General features: G+C 54.3%; 24 protein-coding genes. 8 read left to right on the top strand and 16 right to left on the bottom strand.

Annotation, left to right across the window (positions count from 1 at the left end; all coding sequences use genetic code 11):
* Nucleotides 1–23: 23 nt before the first annotated feature.
* From AC1AY0_RS07230 to AC1AY0_RS07210, 5 genes are all read right to left on the bottom strand, one after another.
* Entirely contained in the window at nt 24–647 is a 624-nt protein-coding gene (locus tag AC1AY0_RS07230; RefSeq protein ID WP_476523697.1) for a flavodoxin, read from the bottom strand.
* 165 nt (nt 648–812) lie between these two features.
* The gene (locus tag AC1AY0_RS07225) at nt 813–1,535 is read right to left on the bottom strand and encodes a hypothetical protein (RefSeq protein WP_476523699.1); all 723 of its coding nucleotides are present in this window, start codon (nt 1,533–1,535) and stop codon (nt 813–815) included.
* A complete protein-coding gene (locus AC1AY0_RS07220; protein WP_476523701.1) occupies nt 1,532–2,638 on the bottom strand; it encodes a sensor histidine kinase in 1,107 nt (368 codons plus the stop codon). Before AC1AY0_RS07220 ends, AC1AY0_RS07225 begins: the two co-directional genes overlap by 4 nt.
* A gap of 53 nt (nt 2,639–2,691) precedes the next feature.
* Nucleotides 2,692–3,366: a response regulator transcription factor gene (locus AC1AY0_RS07215; RefSeq protein ID WP_476523703.1), complete on the bottom strand. Its 675-nt coding sequence runs from the start codon at nt 3,364–3,366 to the stop codon at nt 2,692–2,694.
* A 38-nt stretch (nt 3,367–3,404) separates the two neighbouring features.
* Complete coding sequence (locus AC1AY0_RS07210; RefSeq protein WP_476523705.1) at nt 3,405–3,980, bottom strand: hypothetical protein; 576 nt, start codon at nt 3,978–3,980, stop codon at nt 3,405–3,407.
* 267 nt (nt 3,981–4,247) lie between these two features.
* On the opposite strand from AC1AY0_RS07210, the gene AC1AY0_RS07205 reads away from it, so the two are divergent.
* The gene (locus AC1AY0_RS07205; RefSeq protein WP_476523706.1) at nt 4,248–4,622 is read left to right on the top strand and encodes a hypothetical protein; all 375 of its coding nucleotides are present in this window, start codon (nt 4,248–4,250) and stop codon (nt 4,620–4,622) included.
* A gap of 70 nt (nt 4,623–4,692) precedes the next feature.
* Here AC1AY0_RS07205 and AC1AY0_RS07200 read toward each other — a convergent pair whose 3' ends face one another.
* From AC1AY0_RS07200 to AC1AY0_RS07190, 3 genes are all read right to left on the bottom strand, one after another.
* The gene (locus AC1AY0_RS07200; RefSeq protein ID WP_476523707.1) at nt 4,693–5,175 is read right to left on the bottom strand and encodes a flavodoxin; all 483 of its coding nucleotides are present in this window, start codon (nt 5,173–5,175) and stop codon (nt 4,693–4,695) included.
* A gap of 71 nt (nt 5,176–5,246) precedes the next feature.
* On the bottom strand, nt 5,247–6,239 hold the full coding sequence (locus tag AC1AY0_RS07195) for an aldo/keto reductase (protein WP_476523709.1): 993 nt from the start codon (nt 6,237–6,239) through the stop codon (nt 5,247–5,249).
* A gap of 235 nt (nt 6,240–6,474) precedes the next feature.
* Nucleotides 6,475–6,801 (bottom strand): type II toxin-antitoxin system HicB family antitoxin, encoded by a 327-nt coding sequence (locus tag AC1AY0_RS07190; protein ID WP_476523710.1) that lies wholly within the window; start codon nt 6,799–6,801, stop codon nt 6,475–6,477.
* 141 nt (nt 6,802–6,942) lie between these two features.
* Between AC1AY0_RS07190 and AC1AY0_RS07185 the strand changes: the two genes are divergently transcribed.
* The 4 genes from AC1AY0_RS07185 to AC1AY0_RS07170 all read left to right on the top strand — a co-directional run bounded on the left by AC1AY0_RS07185 (nt 6,943) and on the right by AC1AY0_RS07170 (nt 9,689).
* Nucleotides 6,943–8,178 carry a hypothetical protein gene (locus AC1AY0_RS07185; protein WP_476526130.1) on the top strand — a complete coding sequence of 412 codons (1,236 nt, stop codon included), beginning with the start codon at nt 6,943–6,945 and terminating at the stop codon, nt 8,176–8,178.
* 21 nt (nt 8,179–8,199) lie between these two features.
* Nucleotides 8,200–8,454, top strand: a complete 255-nt coding sequence (locus tag AC1AY0_RS07180; protein WP_476523712.1) for a DUF4160 domain-containing protein — start codon at nt 8,200–8,202, stop codon at nt 8,452–8,454.
* On the top strand, nt 8,370–8,720 hold the full coding sequence (locus tag AC1AY0_RS07175; protein ID WP_476526128.1) for a DUF2442 domain-containing protein: 351 nt from the start codon (nt 8,370–8,372) through the stop codon (nt 8,718–8,720). The genes AC1AY0_RS07180 and AC1AY0_RS07175 overlap by 85 nt, the downstream gene beginning before the upstream one ends.
* A gap of 84 nt (nt 8,721–8,804) precedes the next feature.
* The gene (locus AC1AY0_RS07170; protein ID WP_476523715.1) at nt 8,805–9,689 is read left to right on the top strand and encodes a LysR family transcriptional regulator; all 885 of its coding nucleotides are present in this window, start codon (nt 8,805–8,807) and stop codon (nt 9,687–9,689) included.
* 115 nt (nt 9,690–9,804) lie between these two features.
* On the opposite strand, the gene AC1AY0_RS07165 is transcribed toward AC1AY0_RS07170, so the two are convergent.
* From AC1AY0_RS07165 to AC1AY0_RS07150, 4 genes are all read right to left on the bottom strand, one after another.
* Complete coding sequence (locus AC1AY0_RS07165) at nt 9,805–10,665, bottom strand: aldo/keto reductase (RefSeq protein ID WP_476523716.1); 861 nt, start codon at nt 10,663–10,665, stop codon at nt 9,805–9,807.
* 62 nt (nt 10,666–10,727) lie between these two features.
* Nucleotides 10,728–11,711, bottom strand: coding sequence for an aldo/keto reductase (locus tag AC1AY0_RS07160; protein ID WP_476523717.1), 984 nt, complete (start codon nt 11,709–11,711; stop codon nt 10,728–10,730).
* 266 nt (nt 11,712–11,977) lie between these two features.
* Nucleotides 11,978–12,952 (bottom strand): NAD(P)-dependent alcohol dehydrogenase, encoded by a 975-nt coding sequence (locus AC1AY0_RS07155; RefSeq protein WP_476523718.1) that lies wholly within the window; start codon nt 12,950–12,952, stop codon nt 11,978–11,980.
* The gene (locus AC1AY0_RS07150; RefSeq protein ID WP_476523719.1) at nt 12,953–14,101 is read right to left on the bottom strand and encodes a lipocalin-like domain-containing protein; all 1,149 of its coding nucleotides are present in this window, start codon (nt 14,099–14,101) and stop codon (nt 12,953–12,955) included.
* A gap of 160 nt (nt 14,102–14,261) precedes the next feature.
* Between AC1AY0_RS07150 and AC1AY0_RS07145 the strand changes: the two genes are divergently transcribed.
* Nucleotides 14,262–14,891, top strand: coding sequence for a TetR/AcrR family transcriptional regulator (locus AC1AY0_RS07145; RefSeq protein ID WP_476526126.1), 630 nt, complete (start codon nt 14,262–14,264; stop codon nt 14,889–14,891).
* A 49-nt stretch (nt 14,892–14,940) separates the two neighbouring features.
* On the opposite strand, the gene AC1AY0_RS07140 is transcribed toward AC1AY0_RS07145, so the two are convergent.
* A complete protein-coding gene (locus AC1AY0_RS07140; protein ID WP_476523723.1) occupies nt 14,941–16,329 on the bottom strand; it encodes an MATE family efflux transporter in 1,389 nt (462 codons plus the stop codon).
* 217 nt (nt 16,330–16,546) lie between these two features.
* Here AC1AY0_RS07140 and AC1AY0_RS07135 point away from each other — a divergent pair, with 217 nt between their 5' ends.
* Complete coding sequence (locus AC1AY0_RS07135; RefSeq protein ID WP_476523724.1) at nt 16,547–17,107, top strand: TetR/AcrR family transcriptional regulator; 561 nt, start codon at nt 16,547–16,549, stop codon at nt 17,105–17,107.
* Between the two features lie 206 nt (nt 17,108–17,313).
* Nucleotides 17,314–18,693 (top strand): ATP-binding protein, encoded by a 1,380-nt coding sequence (locus AC1AY0_RS07130; protein ID WP_476523725.1) that lies wholly within the window; start codon nt 17,314–17,316, stop codon nt 18,691–18,693.
* A gap of 101 nt (nt 18,694–18,794) precedes the next feature.
* Here the strand turns inward: AC1AY0_RS07130 and AC1AY0_RS07125 are convergent, their stop codons facing one another.
* The 3 genes from AC1AY0_RS07125 to AC1AY0_RS07115 form a co-directional block, all read right to left on the bottom strand.
* Complete coding sequence (locus tag AC1AY0_RS07125) at nt 18,795–19,250, bottom strand: dehydroquinate synthase/iron-containing alcohol dehydrogenase family protein (RefSeq protein WP_476523726.1); 456 nt, start codon at nt 19,248–19,250, stop codon at nt 18,795–18,797.
* Nucleotides 19,183–19,503, bottom strand: coding sequence for an iron-containing alcohol dehydrogenase (locus AC1AY0_RS07120; RefSeq protein ID WP_476523727.1), 321 nt, complete (start codon nt 19,501–19,503; stop codon nt 19,183–19,185). Before AC1AY0_RS07120 ends, AC1AY0_RS07125 begins: the two co-directional genes overlap by 68 nt.
* Before the next feature lie 67 nt (nt 19,504–19,570).
* Nucleotides 19,571–20,170, bottom strand: coding sequence for an MFS transporter (locus AC1AY0_RS07115; RefSeq protein WP_476526124.1), 600 nt, complete (start codon nt 20,168–20,170; stop codon nt 19,571–19,573).
* Between the last annotated feature and the right edge of the window lie 178 nt (nt 20,171–20,348).

Genomic DNA, 20,348 nt, shown 5'->3' with positions numbered 1-20,348 from the left:
GCTCCGATTTCAGATTATGCGAGTCAGGCCAATCCGTTGTTACGCAGCCATGCAGTTACGTCATCGGCGGAATTGGCTGCGCTGGAACCGCTGACCTGCAACGGGTCGAGCACCGTCGCATTCGGTTCACGCTCGGTCAGGGAGTCCACGTACTGTGCGCAGGAGGAGCCTCCGGATGTGCAGAACGGCGCGACGGTCTTGCCGGAAAGATCGTAGTCATCTAGGAAAGTGCGAATAATCATCGGTTCCTCATACCACCAGATCGGAGTGCCCAGATAGATAACGTCGTAGTCATCAATATTGTCGATGGTGTCGGCGATGGCTGGGCGAGCGTCGTCCTGCTTCTCCTGCTGGGCTACTTCCAGCAAAGTGTCATAATCATCGGTGTACGGCGTGGCCGGTTCGATGTGGAACTCATCAGCACCGGTTTGCTGCGCGATGATGTCAGCCACGGTTTTCGTATTGCCGGTCTGCGAGAAGTAGGCAACGAGCGCTTTGCCATCCACAGTGACCGATGTTCCAGAATCCGACTGTCGGTCAGCGGAACCCGTGCTGGAATTGGACGAAGCGGAATCCTGCCCGCCACTGCAACCGGCAAGTGCAGTAATCATGGCAATGGATAACACTGCAGTCAGAGCTTTTTTCATAGTAATTCTCCTGAGTTAGAACAATGGGATATGTTGAGGGGAATTACTTGTATTGAACAGGAATCGACGAGAAGAAACCAATGTTTCTGGCGTACAAAGTCGCATGCCCAGAACGTATGGAGCCGGACGTAACCGTGACAACTTTCAGCTTAATGATGTCGGCAATCATGCGAAGCGCATGCGGTGTGCCTTCATCCATATGCCGAGCGTCATCACCACCACACCCAACGCGATGCCGAACAGGGCGGAACTGACGGTCGCGTTCGACGAGCGTTCCGCAAGCAGCAGGACATTTTGCGTGGTGACCAGCGAAAACAATGCATCGACGAGCGACAGGTACTTGACCGACGAGTCGACGGGATCCTTAGTGCGATGGGCGATGACCATGCCGCGAATCGCACCGCCAATCTTCACCGAGGTGATCGTGGCGATGGTGATCGCCACAATCATGTTGGTGCGCGGCTGCCGACCAACGGACAGCATGGCCACGCAGGCTGCACTGTATGTCAATCCGATTATGAACAAGAAGACACCGGTGCGCCGATAGACGCGCGTTTCACTCACGCGCCGCTCGTTCGTATCCGTGATGAGCCGGGTGCGTACATGGGTACGGATTACCGTGGACCTTGCAGCACACAGGACGGCGTAGTAGACGCCGGTGGCGATGAACAACAACGACATGGCCCATATGCCGATTGCGAATTTCATGACCGCGGTCAACATACCGATAGAGGCGGAGACCACCGCTGTCATGATCACGCGGTCGTTGTTCTCCAACGCCCGCCATCGCAGATACCAATGCGCGCCTTTAGCTGGCAACGTTCCCTCGCGGCGCGCCAATCTGTGGGCGAACCGTTCCGTTAATGGTCGTTTATTCTGCTTCATCATGCCTTATCATGCCTCGCTGCGGGAAGTCGCACGGCGATAGTGGTGCCTTGGCCTTTGGTGCTCGCCACGTCGATGAATCCGCGACTCAGGTCCACGGCGCGTTTGACCATCGCGAGCCCCAAGCCATTGCCTTGTGCAGTGTGCGCGGTGTTGCCCTGATAGAACTTGTCGAACATGTGGACGACTTCATCTGGGGTCATGCCGCAGCCGTCGTCGCTGATTTCGACCGACACCATGCCGCCTCGCGAACGTTGGGTGAGACTGACATGACCGCCGGGTTCGGTGTATTTGAGCGCATTGCCGAGAATGTTGCCCCAGATCAGCGTGACGATGCCGGGGTCGGCGTGGACCATCGCCATATCTTCGATGTCACAGTCCAAATCGATGTTTTTTGCGGTGAATAGGTCGTCGAGCGCAAGGATTTCGTCAGTGAGCTGGCGGGTCAAGTCATAATCGACGGCCTCTGAAACGATGGTCTGGTTTTCGAGTTTGTTGAGTTTGAGGATATCGGCCACCAGCGTGTTGAGCCGTTCGGACGCGGAGATGATAGTCTGCGCGCATTTCTCGCGCTGGGCCTTGTCCATGTTCATGTCGCGCATCATGGTCGCGTAGTTCTTGATGACGGCCAATGGATTGCGTATTTCGTGGCTCACGTTGGAGACAAAATCGTTCTTCATCGTTTCGATGCCACCCAATTCAGCGACCATCGTGTTGAAATCGGCGAACATCTGATCAGTCGAATCCCAGTCCCGACTGCCTTCCACATGCCGGGGTGCCACGTATACGGAAAAATCGCCTTTGGCGACCTTGCCGGCCGCCTCTCCAATCTTCTGCATCGGGCGTTCGATACGTTCGTGGATCTGCCGGCCGATCGCCCACGCGAACGCCACGGCCAGCGCCAGCCAGTAGACGATAATCACCACGGCGAGATACCACTGGTCGAATATCGGCAACAGTCGCGGTAGCCAGACAATCAGGGTCATTTGACCTGCGGCAGCCAGAAGGAACGTCACGAACGACCATAGGATGATCCGGCCGGATACGGGACCTAATACCATGCCGCCGTGCTTGGTGAAGCGTGGTGACCGGCCTGTTACGTTCATATCGTTTCCTTATCTCACAGGGCTCCCTCCAAGAGGGGAGCCAGGGGCGGAAATCATTGATTCGGCACGGCTTTGTAACCGAGACCGCGCACTGTCAGGATGCTGAAATACGGGCAGTCCGCCAGCTTGCCACGCAGTCGTGTGATGTATACATCGGTGACGCGCAGGTTGTTGTCCGCGTCCTGCCCCCAGAATTCGTCCATAAGCTGGCCGCGCGAAAACACCTGACGCGGGTAGCTCAGAAGCTTGTACAGGATGTTGAATTCACGCACGGTCAGTTCGATTGGCCTGCCGTCCAGTTGAGCGGACATTTCGGCGGCGTTCATCTCGAACCCGCTGACCTTGAGCAGGTGACTTTCCTCGATGCCCGCCCGCCGCAACAACGCCTCGACGCGCAACACCAGTTCGTCCAGTTCGATCGGCTTGACCATATAGTCGTCCACGCCAGTACGGAACCCATGCTTCTTCGAGGCCATGTCATCGCGCGCGGAAACGAAAATGATTGGCAGGTGATCGTCCATCTGTCGCAGTTTTGCCGCAAACTCGAATCCGTCAGTGCCGGGCATCATGATGTCTGAAATCACGAGGTCGATGATTCGCCCATGCATCACCGCATACGCCTCGTTGACCGACAGACAGCCATACACCGTGTACCCAGCGTCGCGCAGATACATGCACATGATGTCGTTGAGTTCCTTCTCGTCCTCAACCACCACGATGTTGGGCATAGTCCTCTCCTCCATTCCGGGAGTCCGATGATTTCAGGTTACTCCCCCGCTTCGCTCGTCTGTGGCTCGCCCGCCCGTGCGTCACTTATCTGCGAGCCACCGCGCATGAGTAGCGAGTTCGCGCGCCGACATACGTCATAGTTCATGTCATGGAGGTGATCAATCGCCGGCTCATTGCGAACCTCCACAACCCGGCGAACCTTGTGGGCGATTGGAGCCGCGCCCAACCAGCACAGAAATCCAGGAACCGCTAGCACCACCATCAGCACCATGAAACCGCCCAGATAGGAAAACGTGGCACCGCCAAGGAACACGCAGCCAAGCAGCCCCACGCACCAGCCGACCAACGATGATTTATATCCCGGAGCCTTTTCCAAAGAGTCCAGCTCATGCAGGTGCGAGTCGAATTGACGCTGCAGACGGGTCAGTTCCATCTTGTTCAGCAGACTACGGTCGCGCTTGAATCGCAGCATACCGTTGTGCGAACCGTCCGGCAGCCAACCGAAGTTCCGGTAACCGTCCATTACCATCGATTCATGCGCCGCACCCACACGCACGGACGTGTACTCGTAGCCCACAAAATCCGGGGCGATGCTTCCATATTGCGCTTCCATATCTCACTCCTTATTTCGGCGTCTGCCCTCAGCTTGGCAGCCGCACATGGTTCGTATCTGTGCACAAACGTACGAGCGAGCAGCAACGCAATGTTGAACGAATATTAATGATTTATTAAAAGCCAATGAGGCTGCCACATTTAATGATTCGTCAACATTCGATTAGCAATCGGCGGGAAAACGATCCGTAGCTTGTACAGCGTCAACCACAGCGGGAGACGATTCCGCCGACACAATGTACACAGCAATATAAGGAGAGGTCGCATCATGACGAAGAAGAATTTTGTATCCCTGATTCTGGGCACCATCGGCGGCGTGCTGTTCGCCATAGGCATGTGCATGTGCATGCTTCCTGAATGGAACGTGTTCAACCAAGGGGTCATCGTCGGGTCCGCGGGCGCCGTGGTGTTGATTGCCATGCTGCTGGTTCGCCGCAAGATTGAAGGTAAACCCATGCTGATGCCGCTAAGTCTCAGGACCATCGGCATCATCCTACTGGCCATCGTCGGAGCCTTGGCACTCGGCATCGGCATGTGCATGACCATGCTGTGGAACATGCTCGTCTTCGGCATCATCGTCGGACTAATCGGCATCGTGATGCTGCTCGCACTCATCCCGCTATGCAAGGGTCTCAAGGGCTGAAACAGATAAGCAAAAAACGAAGGCCCCTGACCACGTCAGGGGCCTTGATGCGTTCTGAGCCATGTCCTAGCTAGAGACTCAGCCCTTCAACCCACTTAGCGAGCTTGGCTTCGTTTTCGGAAGCGGCGATGCGGCGGCCGTTCACCCAATGGGCAGCGGGCGCGGAATCGTGCAGCTGCACTCCGTCAGCACCTCGCGTGCTGGAACCGGAGGTGGCAAACGTCACGATGGTCTTGCCCGACCAATCGGCGCTCTCGAGGAATGTGCGCACCACGCGCGGCGCGGTTTCCCACCACAGCGGGTAGCCGACAAACACCACGTCGTAGCCGTTCACGTCAACCGGCGCAGCCATGGCGGGGCGCATCTCACGGTGCGTGTGCTCCACACTGGAGCGGCTGGCGGTGTCACGCCAGTTGAGGTCGGCCGCCGTATACGGTTCTGCCGGCACGATCTCCTTGATATCCGCGCCGATCGCATGCGCGAGGCGTTCGGCCACCGTACGGGTGGTGCCGCTGGCGGAGAAATAAGTAACAAGCATACGCTTGCTCATCATGCTTCCTTTCCTTGAAATCCCTCAATATCGTTGTATGTACGTATATCGACTTCGTTGTTCATGATCACGCATCAGTGGTTGAAGGCCATGACGCCGACGAGCTTGTGGGGCACGTATGGCTCTTCGAGATAGGCAATCTCCTCGTCGGTGAGTTTCAAGGCCACGGCGTCGAGCGCACCATCGACGTGATGCGGCTTGGTCACGCCGACCACGGGCGCGGTAACTTTGGTGAGCAGCCAAGCGAGTGAGACAGCGGTCATCGACGTGTCATGACGCTGCGCAATCTCGGCCACACGCTCGATAATCACGTCATCTTGAGTTTCGGTGGCATCGTACTTGGAGTGCGCCACCTGATCCTCCGTGAGGCGCTTGGTGGCAGCCGAGCCAGGCAGACGAGACAGACGGCCAGCGGCGAGCGCACTGTATGGAGTCATAGCAATATTGTCTTCATAACACAGCTTCATCAGTTCACGTTCATCCTCACGGGCGATGAGGTTGTAATGGCTTTGAATGGACACGAACTTGGCCCAGCCGTTGGCTTCAGCCAGATCGTTCATCTTGGCGAGCTGATAGGCGTAGCAGTTGGAGATGCCAATGGCACGCGCCTTGCCGGCCTTGACAGCCTCGTTCATGCCTTCCATAATCTCGGCCATATCAGTGTGGTAATCCCACATGTGGCAGATATAGAGGTCCACATAGTCAAGGCCGAGGTGCTTGAGGCTCGCATCAAGATTATTCTTCACATGCTGCTGGCCACTCACGCCAGCTTCGCGTTCGGCATCCGTGCGCGGCAGGAATTTGGTATCGATCTGATAATCCTCACGCTTGCTTGCGATTGAACGCAGCGCACGGCCCACATATTCCTCGCTGGTACCGTCCGCGTATCCAATGGCCGTGTCATAGAACGTGATGCCGTGATCGAAGCCGTACTTGATGATTTCACGTGATTGATCGGCATCGAGAATCCATGAATGGTGCCCCTTGCTGGCGTCGCCGAATCCCATACAACCCATGCAAATGCGGGACACAGTTACATCGCTGTTGCCCAGTTTGGTGTATTCCATTGCAAGTCTCCTTTGCCATCTCTTGCCGATTCCGCCGCCTTGGCGCGAATCGGCAGCCGCACAAGCGTTCAGCCGCCCGCTTTATTCCACGGTTCATTACACGCCGGCACAGCCATCATGTCCAATAGATGCATTCAATGCCCAGCCATGCCTTATCCGCATGCTTTGCTCCCGTCAGCAGGAGTACAACACATGCCCCATCGAACACGGCAGATATGCTTCCGCCTCATGCAAATTAGGACAGGCGCGCCTGAATCAATCTATTAAGCGATACTCCTTGCTCTGCCGCCTCAATGGATAACCGCCTATGCACCTCAGGAGGCACACGCACCATAAAATGACCCGAATACCGGCGATCCTCAAATGGAACAGGTACCTCAGCACCCTTCTCCATCAACCCAACAACTTCATCATGCGCAGCAATTCGAATACCTGTCAACGCTTCAACATACGACTCAGAAACAAATCTCAGATTTGGCATCTCTGCAACCGTCGCCACAAAACCACCGTCGATATCCGACCAATGAATGCGATACACATATCGATCAATGATGTTTTCCATGTCGCCCCAAGAATTGCTTTGTGGATTTCTCCACCTATTGTAGGCAGACGCCATTCATCTTACGCCACACCAAACTTCTAAATCGAACATATGTGCTATTCTGATATCAATATAGATACTATTTTAAAGAAAGGCGATGCAATGAAGCACCACACCCTCTTTGCCCCGCAGATAGACAACCTGATCAGTTCCCCTAACTCATGGGAACCCGATGTCACACTGCCTTTTAACGACGCAGCCACACAACTGTTTTCCACCCTCGACAACATCAAGCCCACAGGAGCAGACGAATTTCGACTGTTGCGGATTCCCGCCGAACGCGGCCCAATTTCCGCTTTCGGAGATTACGAAGAACTACACGAAGAGGGTGAATATCAAACCCGCCAGGAATTTGAACAATCTTGGTTGGACTGGTATCCGAATGAAACAGTCTGGTATAAAATTACATGCACGAAATATGAGAATTCTCGATACTTATTCATCAATAATCGTTTCTGCATTCACTTTACAAACGATAATTACACCAATAATTATGAATGGTATACCTCTCTGATGAATTGGCTTAATTGCGGAGCACAATACTGCATCACTTTATGTGAAAGCAATTCATACAATGACGTTATTCAGGACAATCTTCCATATGATATGAGAATTGGAACTATTACACGCAATGATATATGGGACATATTCCCCGACAGCAAAAAACAATTTCTTGGTTCAATAGACATTGAGGATATTCAGCGCTTCATCACATTATTCTCAACCTTAGAAGAAGGAACCGTGCTCAATAGCAAACTCCCCAAAATGACATCGGGAGAGTACTTCAGAGCATGCATGCTTGGATACAAGGCAAGCGGATACACAATGCCCAAGAATGACGCCTCGCCACTTGATTGGTGTATTGCATATGCGGACTTTCGCCATCATGGGCTGCGCGATCTCAATCAGAATTCATCCAAAGACTTTGAAACATGGATGAACAGAAAACAATATGAAGGACATACATGGGAAGTCCGCCCGGGGCACGGGTATTCATGGATGCATCTTTTCCCTCTAAAGGATAAAGATGGATGGTCATTTAACGTCTCAGGTGCGAATTATTGGTCATGCATTCAAGCAATTCATTTTGCATTAGCTCTGTACGACAATGATTTACCTGTTTCGGTATATCACGCACGACAAATAGCGAAAATGGCCACCGGAAAAGATCTTATCGGAATAGTCCCCCATTACAGGCTTCCCGTATATTGTAGTGACCTATTTCAGGATGAAGACATCATTGACTACATTCATCTGCCATATGAACACAGAGATGAAATCATCAGAAAAGCAAACTGGGGCGCACCTCCTGCAGTTCATCTTAATACTTCATTATGATGTCAAAGATTGGATTACAATATGCCGGAAATATGTCGTTTTAATGGTATTAGAATAACAATGAATTTTGCAGATCATAGTCCTCCGCATATTCACGCTGAATATGCGGAATATAACGCCACATATGATCTTGATGGCAATTCAATCGGAACTCACCCCTTGCCGAAAAGACAACATACAATGGTAGTCGAATGGATTTCGAGAAGACGCAGCGAACTCCGAGCCGCTTGGCTCGCGGCTGCAAACTACTCAAATCCAGGAACGATAGAACCCTGATGACAATGAGGTGCGCCATGATCATTGACTACTCAATTCGCGTCAACAGCGTGCAGCCTCTCCCCGGACACAGGCTCAAAGTCACTTGCTCCGATGGAGCATCTGGCATTTTCGATATGTCGGAATACCTGGATAAAGGTGTTTTCCGCAAGCTTCACGATCCTGCAGAGTTCGCCAAAGTCAAACTTGTTTCAGGGGTACCCACCTGGCCCGGCAATATTGATATTGCCGCCGAACGCATTCGCAGCGATATGACAACTATCTGATTTTTGACCAGGCCAGCGGGAGCGGCAATGAATATATGTTGATGGCATCGCATGATGCCGCCCGCGCCATGAGAGAGGTTCACGATGGTTGATTTCTTCGAACTGGAACAGCTGGTGGCGTTCTCCGAGGCAGGCACGCTCTCACAAGCGGCAGCACGCCTACACTTATCTCAGCCGTCGCTGACGCGCACCATACAGCGGCTTGAATCCGAGTTTCATGTGCCATTGGTTGACCGAGAGCGTAATCGGGTCGCGCTGAATAGCAATGGAGAGATAGCCGTACGTTATGCACGCCGGATGCTGGAATCGCGTGACGAAATGCTCACGCAAGTGCGCGAATACGACCGAGCGAACCACACCATCGTGATTGAATCCTGTGCGCCTGCGCCATTGTGGCTATTGCTGCCTGAACTGGCAAGCGCATATCCAGATATGACAGTGTCGAGTGCGCTCGTAGAACATATAGACGCACCTGCACGGCTCAAAAACGGTGAAATTCAGTTGGCTATCGACTCCCATGCTGCGGATGCCGGCAATGGATTATTGTCGATTCCGTTCATGCGGGAACAACTGTATTTAGTGGTGCCGCGCAAGCATATGCTGGCTCAACGTGGCAATATTCGATTCGCTGATTTCAATGGTCTTGACCTGCTGCTGCGCCCGGATATCGGTTTTTGGGCCGACGTCTGCCGCACTATGCTGCCGGCATCGCGCCTGTTGTTCCAAGCTGGAGCAGATGAATTTGACGCATTGGCAAAGTCCACTGATCTGCCGTATTTCTGCACGAATATTTCAGTGACTTCCGTTACCGCGATTCCGGAAAACCGTGTGGCGATTCCGGTTACCGATCCGGAGGCGACTGCCATATTCCACTGCATCTGCCGTGATGCGGATAAGGATCGGTACGCGGTGTTCCTGTCCCGCGTCGCGAAGCTTGGCCGCGACGCGGGACTGTTACCGCAGATTTAGTGGAATGTTTTGGCTCCCCTTGTCAGGGGAGCTGCTGAGCATAGCAAAGCTGAGGGGTAGTTCTGAGCAGTCGCAGACTGCGGAAAACACAGTATCGGACGTAGGCCGATACCAATTAGTCGCGGCCTTCGCGTTCCTTGATCAGCTTTACGAAGAAGTCGACTGAGTCAGCGTCACGATGGTCGAAGAACAGACTGGACTTTGAATCAAGCCCACCAATCATGGCCATCTCAGCGTCGGTAAGAGAGAAGTCGAACACGTCGAAGTTCTCGATCATGCGCTCCTTGTGCGTGGACTTGGGCAGAGCAACAATATTGCGCTGAATAAGCCAGCGCAGAATCACCTGCGCAACCGACTTGCCATGAGCCTCACCAATGGCGGCAAGCGTCTCGTTGACGAACATGCCGTTGCGCCCCTCACCGAATGGAGCCCAGGCCTCCTGCACGACGCCGCGCTTGACCATCTGTTCATGCGCATCAATCTGCTGGTCGAACGGATTGGTCTCAACCTGGTTGACCATCGGCGCGATCTCGTTGAACGCGCACAGATCGGCCAGACGGTCCGGGTAGAAGTTGCTCACGCCGATCGCACGCACCACACCATCGCGATACAGCTTTTCCAAGGCACGCCACGAACCGTACACATCCGAGAACGGCTGGTGCAGGAGCAGCAAATCGATGTATCCGGTGCCGAGTTTTTCGAGCGACTTGTCCACCGACTTGAGCGTAGCCTCATACCCGTAGTTGGACAGCCACACCTTGGTGGTGACGAACAGTTCCTTGCGGTCAATACCGCTGGCCTTAATGCCCTCGCCCACTTCAGCCTCGTTGAAGTAAGCCTGCGCGGTATCGATGTGACGGTAACCAACCTCAATGGCCTCACGCACGCAGCGGGCCGTTTCCTCCTTGGGGATTTGGTAAACGCCATATCCGATAATCGGAATGTCGATGCCATTGCTGAGGGTCAGTGATTCCATGATGATTCCTTCCGTTGTTGGTACTGATGTATTGACTTGTTTCCGTATCTGTTAGCAGATCATCAGCGAACCGTGTGCCCGCCGAACACGGCAGACATATCCGTCTCGTCAAGCAGCTGGTCGATGCTCGCGATTTGTTCGGCATCCAGCTGAATATCAGCGGCTCCTGCGTTCTCGGCAAGACGCCGCTCGTTGCGAGTGCCAGGAATCGGCACGATATAAGGCTTCTTGTTGATCACCCACGCCATCGACAGTTGCGCGGGAGCGGCGTTCAGCTCAGCGGAGAGGCGATGCAGCAAATCAATCAGTGCACGGTTTCGTTCCTCATTCGCCGCCGCATACTGCGGCATATCATTGCGGAAATCTCCATCCGCAAACCGCTGCCCAGATTTGAATGCAGTAGACAGGAAGCCGTTGGCCATCGGAGAGAATGCTACGAATCCGATGCCAAGTTCCTCGCAAACCGCAAACAATGGCTCATACCAGCGAGCCATCATCGAATAACGATTCTGAATGGCGGTGACCTTGCAGACAGCGTTCGCACGGCGCAAGTATTCCTCGTTCGCCTCGGAAATGCCCCAGTGCCGAATCTTGCCCGCATCGATAAGCTCGTGCATAACGCCGGCCACAGTCTCCGGCTCGACATTCGGGTCGATGCGATGCTGGTAGTACAGGTCAATCGTTTCGACGCCGAGTCGCTTGAGACTGCCGTCGACGGATTTGCGAATCGTTTCCGGAGTACTGTCGGTCAGCAGTCGATCGCCGAGATGCTTGACGCCGAACTTGCTGGCAATCGTCACCTGATCACGAACCGGAGCAAGCGCCTCGCCCACGACTTCCTCATTGTTGGCAGGAGTGCCGTCCTCATACGTGCCCAGATAACATTCAGCCGTATCGAACAATGTGTATCCCAAGTCCACAGCCTCGCGAATGATGCGAATCGCCTCGCTTTTATCAGTTGCCGGGCCATACGCATGAGACAATCCCATGCAACCGTATCCGACTGCGGATACCGTTAATCCATCACCCAGTTCACGAGAGCGCATTACTGTTCCTTTCGTAATCATTGCAAAGTTTTTCTGATTACGAGCGTATGTCGATACATCAGCACATATCACGGAAAGAACAATAAATCCTATGCTCGATACTGATTAATCCATACGTTAGACGCATACTCAGTATCGTGTTCACATCAACGATTCCCGTATATCAGTGAAGCACAATCGAAGATTACACATATCAAATCAAACTTGACCGCCAGCAGAATGCACGATGACGATAGCGTCTTGACCTTCGAATGCCGTGCTGAACTTCAGTCAAAATCGGTACGAATGACGGTTTTGCCTTGCTCCTTGCCGGCGAGGATGTTCTGAATAGCCAATCGCGTATCGTTGACGGAGTAGGTCCTGCCGATGTTCGGCATGAGGCGTCCGCTCTCTGCAAGTTGTTGGGCGTATTGCAGATAGCCTCGCTCTTTCGATATCGGCCCCGCGACGACGGTGAACTGTCTACTCGTCATGGATGCGATCAGCGCGTCCATACCTTGTCTGGTATCGCCTACTCCGACGAATATGCCGCTAGGCTTGAGCAGCCTGCGGTATGCATTCATGGGATTGTGCCCGTTGATGCCGAGTATCGCATCGTACCGCTCATTGGTGGCCGTGAAATCTTCTCGTAAGTAATCGATGACTGTATCGCATCCCATACGTTTGGCGATGTCCACGTTGCGGGTACTGCATACGCCGGTCACCTGCGCATCGTATGCTTTCGCAAGTTGCACGGCATATAAGCCGACTCCTCCGGATGAACCATAGACCATAACGCGGGAACCCGGCTGAATTTTGGCTTTCTTCACGGCGCTCAAGGCCACGCGCATGGACAATGACATGGTGCTTGCTTCCTCAAACGTGAGGTTATGGGGTTTAATGCATACGTCATCCCGGTTCAGCACGGCGTATTCGGCGAGTCCTCCGGACGAAGCCACACAATCGGTCTGCCCGTAGACTTCATCGCCGACCTTAACATGAGTGACCTTTCGCCCCACTTGTTCGACGATGCCTGACACCTCCGAACCGACCGGCTTGCCGACATACATGGCGCGATTCACGAGCCGCGTGGCAAACGGTATTTCCCCATTCTTGATGCGGAATCGTTCATAGTCGGCGATGTTCAACGCGCACGCCTTCACTCGTATCAACACCTGATTCGGCTTCGGTACGGGACGGGGAAGTTCCCGTATTTGCAAGACATCCACGTCGCCCGCCGCAGTGTAAACCATCGCCTTCATCTAATGCTCCATCTTTTCCTTGACAGTGGCGCCCACGTATACGAATTCGTAGATCATGTCGCCAGTACGGCTGAACGATTGCTTTCCATCGTCATATTCGAGCGTTCCGGTGGCGAAGTTGCGCGACGTGGAAGGATGGAGTCCAATGAGTTTAAGTACAGCCCGCATGGGCTTGGGCAGCCGGGCCGTGGCATCACGAGCCTCAAGTTCGTACCGCTGCGCGATGGTGTATTTGGCTCGTTTGCTACCATCCGTGAATGTGTATGAGATGGTTTTCGGATACATTTTGCCGGAAATCTTCTCCTGATATTCCTCCACGAACCGGCACTGCGGAGTATCGAGATCCTGCATGATGAGATTACCGTCTTTGTCTTCGAGGAACATCATTGGCAGCCGCTGGTATCCGTATTTCTTTTGGGTGCCGATATCGAATACGAGCATCGCGTAATCGCCGAAGTCCTGACGACCCCAAATCCAATGATCCCAGGTGCTGGTGTGTTTCATGTTGCCCCATTGGTGGTCGTGATAACCCGCGCCAGTCACCTGATGTTCCTTACCGTCGTAGTACAAAGTGCCGGTCACGGTGCCGCGCGGCACGGCGCACAGCCAAGTGAAGTATCCTGACTCGTCCTCACCGAAGCAGAACCCGCCCGCGCCCGGGCGCCATGGCTTGGATGTACTGGTCAGGGTCAGATCCGCGGCCACATCGGATGCTATACCGGTGCCACCCGCACCATCCTCCCCGCTTACACCGCCGGTATGGTCGACATGGATGCGGTAGGTTTTCAAGTCGCCTTCCAACCGATGCGGACCGAAAGTCACGTCGCAACGATTCGCGCCGAATCTTGCCGCGGACCCGTCCATCACCACATTGTCCTTGAATTCGCGGCCGTCTGGTGCGGTGATTTTCAGGACGACCGATGGAACGGTGCCGTCCTTGCTGATGGTCTTGTTGTCTTTGGTGTTGAAATGAATGACGGCCTTGGAACCATCGTCCATGATGAAGTCGAAGTACCACCATTCGTACGCACCCGCACGATCATCATCGCGACGGCCATCCTCCCACGCTTCAATGACGCCCTTCTTGGTACCCATACGTTGGTAATCGCGCTCTCGGTCCATCACGCGTACCGGAATCCGCCCAGCCATGATCGTCGTTCCTTCCGTGTCGAATTGCTGTAAGCCCTATACAGTAAGTGAGATGCTTTATATCACCTTGTATCAGAATAGAAGACAGAAACATCACAGAAAGGACTGTTAATGAGTCAATAACAGGGAATCTGGCTCAGACAATTCATATCAGCTAACAATGGTATTATCCAAGACAGAACATTTCCCGGCCATCGAAAGAGGATCAGGCATGAGCCGTGGCTCCATGGAGAACGCTCGCGTGCGCAAACAAATCACCGAGGCACTGTTCGCGCTGATGGAACACAAGCAGTTTTCATCCATCACTGTCACCGACATCATCGAAGAAGCCGGCGTCGCACGCGCATCCTACTACCGCAACTTCGATTCCAAGGAGGCCGTTATCAAGGCATGGATGACCGGCCTGCACGATGAAATCCAGCCGTCCGACACTAAGCCCACGGAATACGACGTGTTTGAGCGCAGCAATATCGTCGAGGGATTCGAGCATTCGCTCACTCGGTTTCTCTCTGTTAAATCCTATGTGCTCACCTTGTATCGCAACGGTTTCTCCAACCTCATCCAAGGCACGATCAACGGATACGCGCGCTCCTTGGTCGGCCGTACCCCAGTAGGCTCCATTGATAAGTACCGCGTTTATTTCATCGCCGGAGCCGTATCCAATGTGCTTATCAACTGGTTAGAGGAAGGGGCAGTCGAATCTCCGCGCGCCATCGCCCAGGCATGCGCTGACTGGCTGATTACAGGCGTTTCTGAAGAGCAGCACAAGCCGGCACATATCAATTATTAAAGGTGCTTTTGTTTGTACTGCATTCGTTCATGGCATTGGCTTTGCATCGTTAGGCCACCTGCAGTAGAGCTGCCTCACCGATTTTTTCACTGGTCTTTCGCCGGAAAGACCGGTACATCGTCAGCGCAATGGCGGCTCCCGCGAATTCCATCATGGGCTGCACCAGCATCAAACCATACATGGGCCAGATCAGGTTCATTAAGGCCATGAGCGGCAGGTCGACTATTCCCTTGCGGAACATGGAAAGAACCAGCGCTTGCCGCGCTCCCCCAACAGCCTGAAACACCGCGATCAGCATGAATTCCACAGTGATGAACGGCAGCGCAATGCATCGAAGCCGCACGAATTCGGTTCCATATGCCACGGTAGCTGGATCATCGATGAAGAACCGAACCAGCACCGGTGCCGCCAATTCGAATATCACAAAGAATGCCAGGGACAGGCGGAAGCCGATTCCTATGGTGAATCTGACCGCCTCTGCCATTCTAGTTCTGTTGTTTGCGGCATAGTTGTATGCGATAAGGGGAAGCGCTCCATCTGAGACGCCCATGATTACTTGGAATGGAATGATGTCAAGCTTCTGCATGATACCCATGCCGGAAACCGCCGTCACCGTATACCCGGACATCAAACGAATCATGACGCTGTTGGAAACGGAAGCCATGATTATGACCAGTGCCGCGGGAATACCGATGGAGAACAGTTCCATCATCTCATTTTTCCGCATACGGCATGGGTACAGCTGCACATGAATCATGCTGGTTCGGCGGTTACGAATCATGTGTTGAACAAGAAACACCAATGACGATGCGTTGGATACAGCAGTGGCGATTGCCGCACCTTCTATGTTCATTTGGAAACCGAACATGAGTGTCGGGCCCAGGATAATGTTCATAAGCGCGCCGACGCAAATGCCTGCACTCGACAAACGCGATTCTCCCTGCGCACGCACAATCGCCGCCACAGTAAGGTTCAATACAGTAGGGATGCCACCCACAACCACGGTCCAGAACAAGTATCGTTCAGCATAGAAGGCGGTTGGCCCATGAACTCCCATCAGCGCCAGCAAAGATATACTGAACATCTGCACAGCAATCGAATATATTCCCGCCGAACATGCCGCTGCCCAAATCATGAACCCGGCAACCATATCAGCCTGTTTGCGCGCTCCACGTCCAAGCAAACGAGAGAGCAAGCTTCCGCCACCGATGCCGAAAACATTAGCGATGGCGTTCAACATCATGAAAATCGGATACGATGCGGCAACGGCGGCCACCTGCGCAGTATCCCCCGTCTGCCCGACCAGCCATGTGTCCGTCATGTTGTAGACCAGCACCACAAGCTGGCTGGCTACGGTGGGAATTGCCAGAGACAGTACCGCCCGCCGCACGGGGAGTGTCTCGAATAGTGCTGTTTTATCAACTGTGTTCGCTGCCATTGTGTTTCTTCTCGTCAGATATTGTTCATTTACGGCTTGACCGCACCTATCACCGACATTTGTGTTCAACACAGGAAATAAGACACTGCAGTTGCTTATCTGTCGATATACTTATGACACCATCACGTCGCGGATTGCACAATGGACGAAAACTTTTGTAACGATGGCTTATGCCACGATTGTGCGCCAGCAGTGGCATAACTCGGAAGGAGGCCGCATGAACAAGGATGATTTGCGCGTCGTCAAAACGCTGGATGCCATCAGAGCTGCTTTTGAGAGTCTGCTTGGAGATATGGATTACGAGGACATCACGGTCACCGAACTGTGCGCCCGGGCCCGCATCAATAAGAAGACTTTCTATCGGCACTATGCCGATCTTGACGATCTGCTCGCGGAATTCCAGTCCGCTATGGCCGCAGAATTCATCGAACGAACCAAGCAATACCAGCTCCCCCGCGATATGTCGAAGGTCACCCGAGAGTTCTACCTGTTCTCAGAAAGCAAAGGCCGATTCTATGAACGAATCACATGTACCACGAGCCTGCACAGTATCCGCGACGGCATGATTGACCAGGTGGAATCGGAACACTGGGTGCGCAGCGGTGCGCTCGACGGCTTGGACAATCAGAAACGCGCGATCATACTGGCTTATGTCGCCACGGTCAGCACAACCGTATACCGGCAATGGATCGCCGGCGGCAAGACCATGCCGCTCGACGACATCATCGATCTCACCTGCGCACTGCTGTCCGGCGGAGTCAACGCCGTGCTCGAATAGCCACAAGGAGCCCAGCCCGATTCATCGCCATGATGCCGAGCACACTTCTCACGAGCATTGCCATAAACCATTTTGCACGGCATTTTGCACCGAAACTGCCATTTCAAACGCGGCATTTTGCACCAAAACACTATTTTGAAATGCGGCATTTTGCACATACATGGCAGAAAATGCTACTCTCGTAAGGGATTACGGAAGGAACAGCCATGCTTGAGCGAAAGATCACGAACGACCTGCTGGAATGGAAGCAGAGCGGCACCGGCAAGGCACTGCTGCTGACCGGTGCCCGCCAGATCGGCAAGAGCTACGCCGTACGTGAGTTCGCCAAGCATGAATACGCTCATTACCTTGAAATCAACCTGTATGAAAACAAGCAGGCGGCCCGAGCGCTCGCATCGGCGAGCGATGCACAAGAATTTATCAGCCGATTGACATTGTTCTCTCCGGCAACGCTCACTCCTGGCAATACGTTGGTCTTCGTCGACGAAGTGCAAGAAGCTCCGGATGTAATGACCATGGTCAAGTTTCTGGTGGCCGATGGCCGTTTTGATTACGTGTTCTCTGGTTCCATGCTCGGTACTGAGTTCAAGGGCGTGCGCTCCTACCCGGTCGGCTCGGTCATCGAAAAAACTATGCGGCCCATGGATTTCGAGGAATTCTGCTGGGCCATCGGCGTACGGAAAACAACGCTCGATACCATCCGGGAATCCTGTCGATTGGCGACTCCAATCGACCCATACGTTCACGATGCGATGATGACGAACTTCCGCACCTATCTGGTGGTCGGAGGCATGCCGGAAGTCGTGCAGCGCTTTCTGGACACCAAGGGCGATCTGGCATCCGTACGCGCAGTGCAGAACGAACTGAACCGGCAGTATCGCCATGATATTTCCCAGTACGCGGGCAGTCGCGCACTGCAAGTTCAAGAGATCTTTGACCAGCTTCCTACCCAGCTTATCGATGGCAACGGCAGATTCGCTGTTTCCTCCATTAGCCCTGGTGCCCGTTATGACCGCAATCAGAAGGATTTCCTCTGGCTCGTCGATGCGGGCGTAGCATTGAAGACCAACTGCGTCACCGAACCAAAGTCACCGTTGAAACGCACGTCGCAATCACCAAAGTTCAAACTGTATCAGTCCGATACTGGTATGCTCATGGCGCGCTATCCGCAGCCGACCGCACAGGCCGCCTATCTCGATGATTCATCTCCGAATCTGGGGGCGATATACGAGAACATGATCGCCCAAGAACTGACCGCACAAGGCATTCCGCTGTACTACTACATGGCGAAGAAACATGGCGAGGTCGACTTCATCGCGGACACGAACAACGATTCCGTGATGCCGTTCGAGGTCAAGTCAGGGCGAAGCTATCGCGCGCACGCCGCCATCGACGCCGTACTGGCCAATGCCGAATACCGTGTTTCACAAGGCGTGGTGTTGTCCCGTTCCAATGTCATACGAGACGGTGGAACGACCTACCTGCCGCTGTACGCCACGTATTGTTTGCAGGATGTCTGCGATCTCGCCTCAACCACGGACGGCACCGAAGCCAACGGCTTCACCCTGACCGCGCGCCCCGTATGACACAGACGTTCTCAATGTACAACGGCGGCTTGGCGATGCATGGAAAAACCGGGCATCGCCAAGCCGTATAACGCCATGCGCATGGAATCAGAAGTTGACCATTAGCCAATCACGGCATCGAGCTCGTTGACGGCTCGCAGTGCAGCGGCGACGTCTGCAGGCGTGACTTCAAAGGGCATGTTGCCCATGGTGTCGGCCGGGTCGCAGGCCAGCTCGCCCACGCGCAGCAGATCCTCGTCGGTGGCGTCGGCGATGCCGATCCCGGCCAATGTGGTGGGCAGGCCGACCGCACGGAAGAATCCATAAGCTTCCTCAAAATCGGCCATGGGTCGGTCTTCGAGCACGAACTGCGTCAGCGTGCCGTAGGCCACCTTCTCGCCATGCAGGTATCGGTGCGTGCCTTCGAGCGCGGTCAGGCCGTTGTGCACGGCATGCGCTGCGGCCAGTCCACTGGATTCAAAGCCGATGCCGCTCAGCAGCGTGTTGGCCTCAATGACCTGCTCGACCGCGGAAGTGCACAGACCCTTGCGCACCGCCGCCGATACTGATGACCACATCGCACTCACCCAGCAATGCCTTATGCCGGTTCACTTCGTTCATCGAGCATTCGCCGCCGAACACCTCATAGTGGTAGGGCGTGGTCGACTCGTCGAAACCGGAGACGATACGCTCGCGGTACATGCGATCGATGAACGAATCGACGATGAGGTACGCGCCGGCAGACCCCAACTCCTTATATTCCTGCGCCAATGATGACAGCGCGCCTTCCTGCTGGATGTAGCTTCCAGGTGAGCACAGTACCTTCCTCATGGGTTTACCTCCTTGTAATGATGGTCGGTTTGTTAGATTGTGTTTGACTTGCTGCCATGCGGTTCGCTCACGCTGCCGCGACATGTGATTGCACCGTCATCCTGTCTTCTTCGAGGCGATGGTGTCCGATGTTTTCCTGCCGCCTGAGCAGCAACAGCACGACCACCGATCCCAGCGCCAGCAGGGCACCGAAGGGCCCAAGCCAACGCATGCCGAGTCCGGACATGACCGCGCCGCCGATCGCCGACCCTAAGGTGATGCCGATGTTGAACGACATGGCGTTCATGGACGAGGCCAGCGTCATTGATTCGGGGAAACGCGTCTCCGCGATGCTGGTGTGCAGGATCTGGGACGGCGAGTTCTGCAGGTACATCAGGCAGGCGAGCAGCAGGATGTCGATGACCCCGACGATGGGCCAAGCACCCGCGAGCGGAAGCGCCAGCAGACCCACGGCCTGCAGCGAATACAGCGGGATCAGTCCGATGATGGGACGCGCGCCGGTACCCCGCGCTGCAAGCTTCCCACTGTATAGGTTGGACCACAGCGCCGCCAATCCGACCACGGTCAGGGCGATGCTCAGATACCGCTCCGGAATCCGGATCTCATCGGTGATGATGGGCGTCAGATAGGTATAGAACGTATAGGTCGCCGCAGCCCCGAACACCACCGCCAGCGCCCCATACCATACGCGAATATCCGTGAACAGGCGGAATTGGGGCAGGAATCTCGTTTTGGGGCCTTTCGCTGTTTATGGTGGGTGGTTTGGGGTGGGGTGATGCCGGTCGGGTAGGTTGGAGGCATGGATACCTCTCACCTGTTCACCGCCGCGCTTCAGTTGCAGTCAC

The sequence above is a fragment of the Bifidobacterium sp. LH_416 genome (assembly GCF_056357055.1).
This window is presented reverse-complemented; position numbering and strand designations above follow the sequence as displayed.